The 11882-nt window shown below is 73.5% G+C and carries 11 protein-coding genes; 5 read left to right on the top strand and 6 right to left on the bottom strand.

The features are described from left to right. Positions 1–158: 158 nt before the first annotated feature. Positions 159–1319, bottom strand: coding sequence for a lysylphosphatidylglycerol synthase domain-containing protein (locus K313_RS0116290; protein ID WP_029212514.1), 1161 nt, complete (start codon positions 1317–1319; stop codon positions 159–161). Positions 1320–1321: 2 nt separating this feature from the next. Next, a complete protein-coding gene (locus K313_RS0116285; RefSeq protein ID WP_029212513.1) occupies positions 1322–2146 on the bottom strand; it encodes a PIG-L deacetylase family protein in 825 nt (274 codons plus the stop codon). Positions 2147–2180: 34 nt separating this feature from the next. Between K313_RS0116285 and K313_RS0116280 the strand changes: the two genes are divergently transcribed. Beyond that, a complete protein-coding gene (locus tag K313_RS0116280) occupies positions 2181–3347 on the top strand; it encodes a glycosyltransferase family 4 protein (RefSeq protein ID WP_029212512.1) in 1167 nt (388 codons plus the stop codon). Continuing rightward, positions 3344–4129 (top strand): NUDIX hydrolase, encoded by a 786-nt coding sequence (locus K313_RS0116275; RefSeq protein ID WP_051274182.1) that lies wholly within the window; start codon positions 3344–3346, stop codon positions 4127–4129. The genes K313_RS0116280 and K313_RS0116275 overlap by 4 nt, the downstream gene beginning before the upstream one ends. Before the next feature lie 10 nt (positions 4130–4139). Here the strand turns inward: K313_RS0116275 and K313_RS0116270 are convergent, their stop codons facing one another. Beyond that, complete coding sequence (locus K313_RS0116270) at positions 4140–4403, bottom strand: hypothetical protein (RefSeq protein WP_019285557.1); 264 nt, start codon at positions 4401–4403, stop codon at positions 4140–4142. Further along, on the bottom strand, positions 4400–5860 hold the full coding sequence (locus tag K313_RS0116265; RefSeq protein ID WP_029212510.1) for a PspC domain-containing protein: 1461 nt from the start codon (positions 5858–5860) through the stop codon (positions 4400–4402). Before K313_RS0116265 ends, K313_RS0116270 begins: the two co-directional genes overlap by 4 nt. Positions 5861–5985: 125 nt before the next feature. On the opposite strand from K313_RS0116265, the gene K313_RS0116260 reads away from it, so the two are divergent. Further along, a complete protein-coding gene (locus tag K313_RS0116260) occupies positions 5986–7326 on the top strand; it encodes an ATP-binding protein (RefSeq protein WP_029212509.1) in 1341 nt (446 codons plus the stop codon). Beyond that, positions 7326–8003 carry a LuxR C-terminal-related transcriptional regulator gene (locus K313_RS0116255; RefSeq protein WP_029212508.1) on the top strand — a complete coding sequence of 226 codons (678 nt, stop codon included), beginning with the start codon at positions 7326–7328 and terminating at the stop codon, positions 8001–8003. Before K313_RS0116260 ends, K313_RS0116255 begins: the two co-directional genes overlap by 1 nt. 228 nt (positions 8004–8231) lie before the next feature. On the opposite strand, the gene K313_RS21470 is transcribed toward K313_RS0116255, so the two are convergent. Then, positions 8232–9416, bottom strand: coding sequence for a fatty acid desaturase family protein (locus tag K313_RS21470; RefSeq protein WP_084412944.1), 1185 nt, complete (start codon positions 9414–9416; stop codon positions 8232–8234). A 10-nt stretch (positions 9417–9426) separates the two neighbouring features. Then, complete coding sequence (locus K313_RS0116245) at positions 9427–10506, bottom strand: ferredoxin reductase (protein ID WP_029212507.1); 1080 nt, start codon at positions 10504–10506, stop codon at positions 9427–9429. 102 nt (positions 10507–10608) lie between these two features. On the opposite strand from K313_RS0116245, the gene K313_RS0116240 reads away from it, so the two are divergent. Continuing rightward, positions 10609–11802, top strand: a complete 1194-nt coding sequence (locus K313_RS0116240; protein WP_029212506.1) for a PucR family transcriptional regulator — start codon at positions 10609–10611, stop codon at positions 11800–11802. The last annotated feature ends 80 nt before the right edge of the window (positions 11803–11882 follow it).

The raw sequence follows: 11882 nt of genomic DNA, 5'->3' as shown, positions 1-11882 counted from the left end.
CGCCTGGGGGTCGCCTTGGGGTGCTCAGGCAACCGGAAGTGACCTCCGGGCTCAGGTTGGGCCGCCCGGAGGCCTGGTTGCGGTGCTCAGGCGACGGGAAGTGACCTGCCGGGGCAGGTGGGGTCGCCTGGTGGCGTCGGTGGCGCCGGGGTGGCGGATCAGGTGGTGGCGGGGCGGCGGTCGGCATACCGGCCCTTGGTCAGCCACCAGATCAGCGCGCCCAGGGCGCCGAGCGGCAGCTCGAGCAGGTGCGTGTAGAGCGTGAACAGGACGATGCCCGCGGCGGCCGGTGCGTGCGCGGCCCCGAAGCCGACGAGCGCGATCGCGGTGCCCGCCTCGGTCACGCCGACGCCACCCGGGGTCACCCCGACGGCCGTCAGCAGGCGTCCGACCGCGAACGCCGCGAAGAAGTGGGCCAGCGAGAGCTCCACCCCGGTGGCGCGCAGGCACATGATGAACAGGAGGTACTGGAAGCCGAAGAAGCCGACCAGCCCGAAGGTCATCGGCAACCACCCCGACTCGACGACGTGGCCGATCCGGGAGCGCAGGTCGGCGACCAGGCCGTCGACCCCGTGGCCGTCGGAGCGGCGGCTGAGGCGACGGACGAGCGGCCCGATCAGCCGGTCGAGGACGTGACCCGTGGTGGTGGCGACGCGCTCGGAGGCGATGACGGCGACGAACCAGCCGAGCAGCCCGAGGCCGAGGAGCGCGCCGACGGCACCGCCGCGCGCGACCCCGGGCGGCATCGGCTCGCCGGCGATGAGCAGCACGGAGATGCCGAGGACGGGCAGGGCCATGCGGCCGAGGACGTTCCAGACACCGCTGACGATGAGGGAGGTGGAGATGTCGCGGGGGGTGAAGCCCCAGGAGCGATACATGCCGTATGTCGCCGCCGCCCCCATCGCGCCGCCGCCGGGCAGCAGGTTGCCCGCCGCGGAGCCCGCGACGTTGACCATGAGGGCCTGCGGGTGGGTGAGCCCGGCCAGCGACCCGGTCAGCGTGAACGTGTAGCACCACAGCGCCACGACCATGAGCACGAAGAGGCCGATGGTGTTGCCCCAGCTCAGCGCGTCGAGGTGCGCCAGCAGGGCGGACCACGAGGTCTCGGCGAAGTACGGCAGTCCCCACACCAGCAGCGCGACGGCCAGCGCCGTGCCGAGGACGGCCTGGAGGGCGGTGCGCCACCACGATCGACGCTGGTCGCCCCTGGCTCGGGTCGCCGGCGTCGCGCTCGCCCCTGTCGTCTGGTCTGCGTCTGCGGCTGCTGGTCCCGTGTCGCTCGCCTCGGCCGCCCGCCGCTGCTCTCCCCCCGGAGTCATGCTCAGCCCAGCCCGTCGAAGATGTCGTGGGCCACCGGTCCGCCGGGCGGCCGCGACGCGTCGACGAACCACTCCCGGCCGAAGACCAGGTCGTAGAGCGGTCGGGGGATCCGCAGGAAGGCCGCCAGCGTGCGGTCGCCGTCGTCCGCCGCGGCCTGCGAGGCGTGGGCGCGCATCGAGGCGCGCTTGGCCGCGATGTGGCGATGGACGTCGATGTGGTGGGTGATCTCGGCGCGGGCGGAGTAGGCCCGGTCGAAGGAGGCGCGGTCGAACTCGGCCGGGAAGGGGTAGACGAGCGCGGCGAGGTCCAGCGCCCGGCAGATCGCGTCGCGCGGGACCGTGGCCTGCAGCACGCGGGGCGTGCCGGCGAGCTCGGCCGCACGCGCCCCGACGTGGTGCACCTGCACGTGGTCGCGGTGACCGTAGCCGCCGTTGCGGTCGTAGGTCAGCAGCACGTCGACGGACTCCTCGCGCAGGATCTGCGCCAGGCGCTCGGCGGCCTCGTCGACGTCGGCGCGCACGAAGCGCGTCATGCCCTCGGGGTCGGGGTAGAGCTCGGCGCCCGACCCGCTGTCGGCGTAGCCCAGCCACTCGACCCGCGCCACGCCGAGCGCGGCGCACGATCGCATCAGCTCGCCGAGACGCCGCTCGCCGAGCGAGCGGGCGGCGGAGCCGGCATACGTGCTGGAGGTCAGGCCGAGGTCACCGTCGGTGGCGGTCACCACGATGACCCGGTGCCCCTCGGCGGCGGCCCTGGCCAGGGTGCCGGAGGTGAGCAGGGCCTCGTCGTCGGGGTGGGCGTGGAACGCGAGCAGTGTGTGAGCCATCGTGGTCATCCTCTCGCATGGCAGGGTGGATGTCGTGAAGGTGGCCTTGCTGTCGGACTGCTATCTGCCGCGCCTCGGTGGCATCGAGGTGCAGGTCCACGACCTCGCGGACCGGCTGCGGCGCTCGGGCCACGTGGTCGAGGTGTTCACGGCCACGCCCGGTCGGGCGGGGGAGCGGCACGGCGCGGTGGAGCTGGTCGACGGCGTCCCGGTGCACCACCTCGCGCTGCGGCTGCCCGGCGACCTGCCGGTCAACCCCCTGGCGCCACCGGCGCTGCGGCGTCGGCTGCTGGCCGGTGGGTTCGACGTGGCGCACGTGCACATGGGAGTGGTCAGCCCCTTCGCGAGCGACGCGGTCGACGTCGCCCTGTCGGCCGGGCTGCCGACCGCGGTCACCTGGCACTGCGTGCTGGACGCGATGGAGCGGGTGCTCGCCGTCAGCGGGCGCGTGCGTCGGTGGGCCGGGCGAGGTGTCGCGCTGTCGGCGGTGAGTCGTATGGCGGCCCGCCCGCTCGAGCGCCTGGCCACCGACGCGCGGGTCGCCGTGCTGCCCAACGGGATCGACCTGGGCCGCTGGCGATCGCCCACGGCGCCAACGCATCTCGTCGTCGGCACGGTGCCGGAGGGAGTTGCCGGACCGGTCCGGCTCGTCACCGCCATGCGCCTCGCGCGACGCAAGCGCGCCGTCCCCCTCGCGCGGGTGGCACGCCGGGTCGACGACCTCGTCGGCGACCAGATCGAATGGCGCATCGAGGTGTTCGGCGAGGGGCCGCAGCGCGGGCTGGTGCAGGCCTACCTGCGCACCCACGGCCTGACCGACCGGGTCCTGCTGCGGGGCAGGGTGTCTCGCGACCAGCTCCTCGAGTCCTACCGTGGCGCAGCGGCCTACGTCTCGCCGACGGTGCTGGAGGCCTTCGGCATCGCCGCGCTCGAGGCACGGGCCGCAGGGCTGCCGGTCGTCGGTCGACGCGGCAGCGGGGTGGAGGAGTTCGTCGAGCACGGCGTGACGGGGCTGCTCGCGGGGGGCGACCGGGAGCTGGCCGCTCACGTGGCTACCCTGGTGCTCGACCCCGTTGCCCGGCAACGACTTCGGCGGCAGAGCCTGGAGACGCCGCCCACGCAGTCGTGGCCCGCGGTGGTGGGGATGGTGGAGGCGGAGTATGCGCGGGCCGGGCGGCTCGCGAGGAGGGGCAGGACATGAGTGGGGACCAACCAGGTCTGCTGAGCGAGGACGAGTACGGTCGCGTGGTCCGCCACGGGCGGGTGCTGGACTCGCCCGTGCAGGTCGACGGCTACGACCACGACGGGCGTCGCCGCGTGGCGATCGACCTGCCGCACGGCGTGACGCCCGAGGACCTGCTGCGCAGCCACGGCTGGGAGCCTGGCGCGCCGCTCGCCGCCGAGCGGTCGCTGGGGGACCCGCACGCCGTGGTCCTGTCCTACGCGGTGCGGCACCGCCCGGAGGGCCCGGAGCCGTTGCCCGTGGTGACCACCCCGATGGACGCCGGCATCGAGCTGGATCCCGACGAGCCGCCGTTGGTGCGCACGCGGGTCGCGGCATACGCCGTCGTGGTCGGTCCCCTCGGGGTGCTGCTGACCGAGGCGTCGGACCGCACCAACGCCGCGGGCGCGTGGGGGCTGCCCGGCGGCGGCGTGGAGCCGGGGGAGGACCCGGCGGCCGCCGTGGTGCGCGAGGTCTGGGAGGAGACCGGTCAGGACATCATGCGGCCGCGACTGGTGGCGGTCCGCAGCCACCACTGGATCGGCTTGTCCCCCAAGGGAGTCCTGGAGGACTTCCAGGCCGTGCGGCTGGTCTATCGCGCCGAGGTCGTGGGCAGCCACGACGTCGTGGTGCACGACCGCGATGGCACGACGGCCTCCGCGGCGTGGGTCTCGGCGGACGTCGTGCGGGAGCACGGGCTCCGGCTGGCGCCGGCCTGGTCCGACCTGGCCGACCTGCTGCCGTCCGACCGGCCGGACTGAGGCGGCTCCCTCAACGGCCACGACGAGCGATGCCCACGGCGCCGACCAGCAGCAGCAGGACGCCGACGCCCACCACGATCCACGGGCCCTGGGTGACGAGGTCGATGCTCATCACCGCCAGCTCGCGCAGCAGCACCGAGGCCGCGCACAGCAGCCCGAGCAGGCCGACGACGATCGCCGGGGCGTAGGGGCCGCGCGGCTGCGTGGTCGCCTCGAGCTCCGCGAGACGGTGCGCCTCGTCGGGGTCGATGGGGTAGTAGCGCTGGTCACTCATCGCGCGACCTCCTCGATGATCAGGTCCCCGAGGCCGACCTGGCCCCGCAGGACGAGCACGGGTGTGCCGGTGCCGATGGTGGTGTCCGTCTCGCCGAGGTCCGTCCTGGACCCGTCGGGATGACGGAGGACGACGTCGCCGAGCCCGACGTGGCTCTTGACCCGCACCGGCATCCCCTGGGGGATGCGGACGGTCATCTCGCCGACCCCGACCTGCACGCTGACCTCCTGCCCGTTGAGGCTGGAGGCCTCCACGGAGGTCAGGTCCAGGACGCTGTCGCCGGCGCCCACCTGGTATGACGTGCCGCCGTCCAGCGTGGTCGGCGCCCAGTGCTGGTCCATCGACGAGGACGAGAAGGACGTCGCCCCGTCGGCCACGTCGAGGCGCAGGGGGCCACCGAGGGACAGGGTGATGATGGCCAGGGCGAGGACGAGCGGGACGGTGAAGCCGCCGCGCCGGCCGGCCAGCCCCACGACCACCAGCAGCGCCGAGACGAGCCCGAGGGCCGTGGCCGCCGCGATCGCGTAGGGGTGGTCGACGTGGATCCGACCGGTCTGGTCGGCCGCGAGGACCGCGCCGATGCCGGCGGCGGCGAGCCCGACGGCCGCGACGGTGCCCGGCCAGCCGAGGGTGGGTCGGCGGCGACGCATCGGGACGTAGGCGGCAGCAGGCGGGACGACCCGCGTCGCACCCGAGATGAGGTGCTCCGGCACGGCCCCTGCGGTCGTGGGCCAGCTCATGGCCGGGCTGGAGCCGACGCCGTCACCGGTGGCGGTGGCGGTGGTGGTGGCACCGACGGAAGCGTCGAGGGCACCGCGGGGGGTCGCGTCCAGCGGCTCGACCGCGGGGAGGGCCAGCGTGCTCGGTGAGGCGTCGGGGACACGATCGCCAAAGGGGTGGTCCGCAGAGGGCTGCTCGGCGGAGGGGTGCTCCAGGGCGGCCTGCTCGGTGCCGACCTCCGTGACGGACCCGTGCTGGCCTCGGTTGCGACGGGACCACCAGTAGTACGCGCCGACCCCGAAGAAGACCATGACGACGATCCGGCCCACGTTGCCCCCGGGGGAGCCGTCGTGGAACCCGAACGCGTCGGTGAAACCACCCACGCTGACCAGCAGGGTGAAGACCAGCAGCACCACGGAGTTGCCGTCCCCGCGGCGCAGGGCCTTCTCGAGCGGGATCTCGCCCTTGGTGTCCGCGAGCAGCAGGAAGGCGACGAAGTAGGCCGGGAAGGCGATGCCCCCCATGACCAGCAGCACGATCCACACGATGCGGACGACGATCGGGTCGATGCCGATCTTGTCGGCGACGCCGCCGCAGACCCCGGCGACCCAGCGGTGCGACAGCCGGCGGCGGATGCCGGTGCCGCGCACGCCGCGGAAGAACCGGTCGAGCGCGTCCGGCTGGTGCTCGGTGGCCTCGGGCGGACCCGGTGGCGTGGGAGGCGGCTGCTGCGTCATACCGACAATCTCTCTCCCCGGCGCGGGGGTGGGCCATGAGGGTCGCCCCTGACCCCACCCTGACGATCCCCTGACGTGCGGGTCAGACCCTCGTCCCGGCGGCGTCCATGGGTGAGGATGGGGAGGTGCCCACCCCCTACGAGACCCAGCGCGTCGAGCAGCAGCAGCCGGCGCCACGGCTGCTGCGCCCGGTCGACAGCGGCTGGGTCGCGGGCGTGTGCGCGGGGCTGGCGGAGCACCTGCGCATCCAGGTGGGCGTGATCCGGATGGCTCTCGTGCTCCTGACGACGTTCGGGATGGGCACGGGCGTGATCCTCTACCTCGCCGTCTGGGCGCTCACCCCGCAGCGGCTCGGGCCGGGGGGCACCACGCGCACGGCGCCGCAGGTGCCCGGGGCGGCCGGATCGACGGGCTCGGCAGGAACCACGGGGTTGGGCGGGTCGGCTGCTGGGGGAGGCGCCACGCGATGGCCCCTCCTGCGCCAGCGGCTGCTGCACGACGAGGCCGTGGTCAACGTCCTGCTGGGGCTGGCCCTGGTGGTCGGCGGGCTCGCGGTCGTGCTCACCCGGCACGGCGTCGACCTGCGGCTCGGCGTGACCCTGCCGCTCGCCCTCATCGCCAGCGGCGCCATCGTCGTCTGGACCCAGCTCGACCGCACCGAGCGCGACCGCTTCCTGCAGCTGTCGGCCGCCGACTCGCGCGCCGGCCTGGCGCGCGTCGTCACCGGGGTCCTGCTGACCCTGGCCGGGGTCGTCGTCCTCGCCAGCCGCGCCCAGGGCGTCGGCGGGCTCGGCGACGCGGCCCTGTCGGCCCTGGCGGTCCTGCTGGGGCTCGTCGTCATCCTCGCCCCCTGGGCCATCCGGCTCTGGGACGGGCTCAAGGCCGAGCAGGCGGAGCGGGTGCGCGCCACCGAGCGCGCCGACATCGCCGCCCACCTGCACGACTCCGTCCTGCAGACCCTCGCCCTCATCCAGCGCAAGGCCGACGACCCCACGGCGGTCCAGCGGCTGGCCCGGGCCCAGGAGCGCGAGCTGCGCACCTGGCTGTATGGCGGAGGCAGCTCCACCCCCACCACGCTCTCGGCGGCCGCGGCCGAGGTGGCGCACGACGTCGAGGACCGGCACGGCGTCCCGATCGACCTCGTCGTCACGGGCGACGTCGGCCTGGACGCGGACGTCTCGGCGCTGGTCAAGGCCCTCGGCGAGGCAATCAACAATGCCGTGCGCCACGGCGCCGCGCCGGTGTCGGCCTATGTCGAGGCGGGGCCGCTCGGGATCGAGGCCTTCGTCCGTGACCACGGGCCGGGCTTCGACCTCGGCGAGGTGCCGCTCGACCGTCTCGGGGTGCGGGGCTCGATCGTCGACCGGATGGACCGCCACGGCGGCACCGCGCGGATCCGCCGCCTCGAGGACGGCACCGAGGTCTCGCTGACCCTCCCACCACGACCCACGACCGAGGAGTCCTGATGCTTCCCCCGACGACCCCGATCCGCCTCGTCCTCGTCGACGACCACAAGATGTTCCGGGCGGGCGTGCGCACCGAGCTCGACACGTCGCTGCCGGTGGTGGGGGAGGCGGGCGACGTGGGGTCGGCCGTCGCCGTCATCAAGGCCGAGCGCCCCGACGTCGTGCTCCTCGACGTGCACCTGCCCGGCGGCGACGGGCGCGGCGGCACGGACGTCATCCTCGGGTGCGCCGGCACGGCGACCGAGGCCGGGGTGCCCGTGCGCTTCCTCGCCCTGTCGGTCAGCGACGCCGCCGAGGACGTCATCTCCGTCATCCGCGCCGGGGCCCGTGGCTATGTCACCAAGACGATCAGCGGCAACGACCTGGTCAGCGCCATCCGGCGGGTGGCCGACGGGGACGCGGTGTTCAGCCCTCGGCTGGCGGGGTTCGTGCTCGACGCGTTCGGGGCCGCGGCGGGTGAGATCGCCGAGGTCGACGAGGAGCTGGACCGGCTGTCGGCGCGCGAGCGCGAGGTCATGCGGCTGATCGCGCGGGGCTACCAGTACAAGGAGGTGGCCAAGGAGCTGTTCATCTCCGTCAAGACCGTCGAGACGCACGTGTCGAGCGTGCTGCGCAAGCTGCAGCTGTCGAGCCGCCACGAGCTCACCGCCTGGGCGATGAACCGCCACCTCCTCTAGACCTCCCTCAGGTAGGCACATCAGCCCGGGTTAGCACGCCACGTCGATGGACCCGCCGGGGGTAAAGGCATCAGCCTGGCGAACGACGGCCGGTCGATGCCTCTACCGGGGGCGGGTCTGAAGGCGGGACGGCGACGCCCGCCGGTCCCCGAGGGGCGGCGGGCGTCGGCACACGGCCTGCTCGGTCAGCCCAGAGCAACAGGGTGCAACCGAGCGACCGGGCGAGGATCAGGGCAGGGCCATCCGGAAGACCGTGCGCCAGGTCTGGCCGATCTGCCGGTGCAGCGGACCCGTGACGTAGGGCAGGCCGTAGCGGTCGCAGATCTCGCGCACGCGCACCGCGATCTCGGCATACCGGTTGCTCGGCAGGTCCGGGAACAGGTGGTGCTCGATCTGGTGCGACAGGTTGCCGGTCATCAGGTGCATGAGCTTGCTGCCGGAGATGTTGCAGGAGCCGATCATCTGGCGGATGTACCAGTCGCCGCGGGTCTCGCCCTCGATCATCTCCTCGGTGAAGAACTCGACACCGTCGGGGAAGTGACCGCAGAAGATCACGGTGTGCGCCCACAGGTTGCGGATGCAGTTGGCGGCGAAGGTGCCGGCCAGCGTGGCTTTGCCGGACCCGGTGAGCGACGCCAGGGCGGGGGTCGCGACGTAGTCCTTGCCGGCCTGCTTGACGGCCTTGACGCCGAGGGCCTTGAGGTCGGCGTTGAGCGCCTCGCGGGACTTGCGGCCCTCCTGCACGTCGACGAGCTCGAGGTCGTAGAACGCGATGCCCCACTCGAAGAACGGCGCGAGGATCGCGTTGTAGACCGGGTTGAGCACGTTGTAGGGCTTCCACGGCTGGTCCGAGCTGATCCGCAGGAGGTTGTAGCCCACGTCGTTGTCCTTGCCCACGACGTTGGTCCACGTGTGGTGCAGGTCGTTGTGGGTGTGCTTCCAGCCCTTGGCCGGGGCCACGAAGTCCCACTCCCAGGTGGAGGAGTGGATGTCCGGGTCGCGCATCCAGTCCCACTGGCCGTGGATGACGTTGTGGCCGATCTCCATGTTTTCGAGGATCTTGGCGACCGACATGAGGCCGACGCCGGCGACCCAGGCGGACTTGCGCTTGCCGGCGAGCACCAGCGTGGCGCGGCCGGCGAGCTCGAGGCTGCGCTGCACGCGGATCACCCGACGGATGTATGCCGCGTCGGCGGCCCCTCGCGAGGCGACGATGTCGGCGCGGATCTGGTCGAGCTCGCGCCCGAGCTCGGCGACCTGCTCGTCGGTCAGGTGCTGGGCGTGGTCGGGGCGGCGCACGGGGCGACCGCTGTCGGCCAGGCCGGGGTTGCGGGTGGGGATCGCGGGCAGCTGCTCGCGGGTGGGGGTGGCGCCGTCGGTGGGTGCGGTGGGGCGCTCGGCCGTGGTGGTCATGTGACCCTCCTCAGATCTCGAGATGGCAGGGTCCCGCGGCTGCGGAGACACAGGTCTGGATGGATTGTCCCTCGTCGCCGTGGACCTCGCCGGTGCGCAGGTCGCGCACCTTGCCGGCCCGCAGCGGGGTGAGACAGGTGTGGCAGATGCCCATGCGGCAGCCGCTGGGCATCATGACGCCGGCCGACTCGGCGGCCTCGAGCAGGGTGGTGTCGCCGTCGACCTCGATCTCCTTGTCGGAGCGCAGGAAAGTCACGACACCGCCCTCGCCGCCCTGGCCGTCGAGGACGACGGGTGCGAAGCGCTCGATGACGAGCGAGTGCCGGGCGTCGGCGTCGTGCCACAGGCGCTCGGCCGCGTCGAGCATCTCGGGCGGGCCGCAGGCGTATGACGCTCGCGAGCGCCAGTCGGGGCACAGCTCGTCGAGCGCGGCGGTCGAGGTGAGGTCGATGCGACCGCGCTCGCCGGAGTACCAGTGGACGACCCGCAGGCCGGGGTGGGCGGTCGACAGCTCGGCCAGCTCCTCGGCGAACAGCGCGTCCTGCGCCGTGCGGGAGCTGTGGACCAGCACGACGTCGGCGTCGTCACGGTGACCGACCAGCGTGCGGATCATCGACATGACGGGGGTCAGCCCGCTGCCGGCGGTGAGCATGAGCAGGGGGCGCGGGTGCTCGGGGAGCACGAAGTCTCCCTGGGGGACGTCCAGGTGCAGCACGTCGCCGGGGCGGGTGCGGTGCACGAGCGAGTCCGAGACGAGGCCCTCGGCGTGGACCGTGATGGCCGGGTCCTCGCCGGCCGCGGTGGTCAGCGAGTAGGACCGCCAGTGGCGGACGCCGTCGACCTCGACGCCGACGCGGGCCCACTGGCCGGCCATGTGGGGGTCCCAGCCGTGGCCGGGGCGGAAGTGGATGGTCGCCGTGTCGGTCGTCTCGGGGACGACGGAGGTGACGACACCGCGGAGCTGGCGGGCCGACGACAGGGGATTGATCAGGGACAGGAAGTCCTGGGGGCTGAGCGGGGTCGTCAACGGCTTGGCCAGGGGCGACAGCACGGGGCTGACGGCCTTGGCCAGGCGATCGAGCGGACGCATGGACGGCATACTCCAGTATTTCCCACGCAGGGCCTTTCATACTCGTCGGCGCGCGCCCGAATCGCGCCGAGGGACTATCACGCGACGATAGAATCGGGCCCCATGAGCCTCGACCGTCCCGCTGAAGCGCCACCATGGTTGTCGTTGCCCGCTGAAGTGTCCGAGCTGCTGCGGCCCCGCGTCGTCGAGATCGTCGACCAGATCATCCGCGCCGTCCCACGTGACGTTCCCGACTACGCGCGCCCCATGGAGGGCCGCTTCGGGCAGGGGCTGCACCAGGGCGTCGCCATCGCCCTCGACCGCTTCCTCGACCTGCCGGGGACGGACCGTCCGGCCCTCGAGCCGGACTCCAGACGGGTGTATGCCGGGCTGGGTCGCGGCGAGTTCCGCTCGGGGCGCCAGCTGGGGTCGCTGCTCGCGGCCTACCGCTCCGGCGCCCGCGTGACCTTCCGCACCGCGGCCCAGATCGCGGTGGACGCAGGCGTCTCCCCGGACGTGATCGTGCCCCTCGGCGAGTCGATCTTCGCCTACATCGACGAGCTGTCGGCCGCCTCGGTCGAGGGCTACGCCGACGAGCAGAACGAGCAGCTGGGCGAGGTGGAGCGCCGGCGCACCGAGCTCGCCCTGCTGGTCCTGCACGGGCGGGCCTCGTCGGCGGGCGTCGACCAGGCGGCGCTCGCGGCGGGCTGGGCGCTGCCACCGGAGCTGGCGGTCGTGGCGCTGCGCCGCGAGCAGGCCCAGGGGCTGCGTCTCGCCCTCGGCCGCGGCGCCCTGGTGGTCGAGCGCGAGGACGACGTCGTGGCGCTGGTCCCGGCGCCCACGACCGAGCGTGCGCGGCGCGACCTGGAGCGGGCGCTGCGCGGCCGGGGTGCGGTGGTGGGGCCGACCCGTCCGTGGAACGAGGCGCCCGAGTCGTTGCGCCTCACCGTGCTGACGATCGCCCGCCTCGAGCAGGCCGCGGCGGCGGGGATGGAGCGTCCCGACACGGTCTTCGTCGGCGACCACCTGGCCCAGCTCGCCCTGCACGCCGAGCCCGCCGTCGTCGCGGACCTGGCGCGGATCCGGCTCGCGCCCCTGGACGCCTTCGCCCCCGCCACCCGCGAGCGGCTCGCCGAGACCCTGCTGCAGTGGCTCGTCCACTGGGGGCAGCGCCAGCCCGTGGCCGAGGCCCTGACGATCCACCCGCAGACGGTGGGCTACCGGGTGACCCAGCTGCGCGAGGCCTTCGGCGCCGACCTCGACGACCCGGACGTGCGCTTCGAGCTGCTCATGGTGCTGCGGGCCGGTCACCGCTAGGTATGCCGCCGCCGGCCGCCCTCGTGCGCGTCATTCTCCCGGAATCGCCGCCACCGACTCCCTGACGAGCGCACACTCGT

Source organism: Arsenicicoccus bolidensis DSM 15745 (genome assembly GCF_000426385.1).
GTDB lineage: Bacteria > Actinomycetota > Actinomycetes > Actinomycetales > Dermatophilaceae > Arsenicicoccus > Arsenicicoccus bolidensis.
This window is presented reverse-complemented; position numbering and strand designations above follow the sequence as displayed.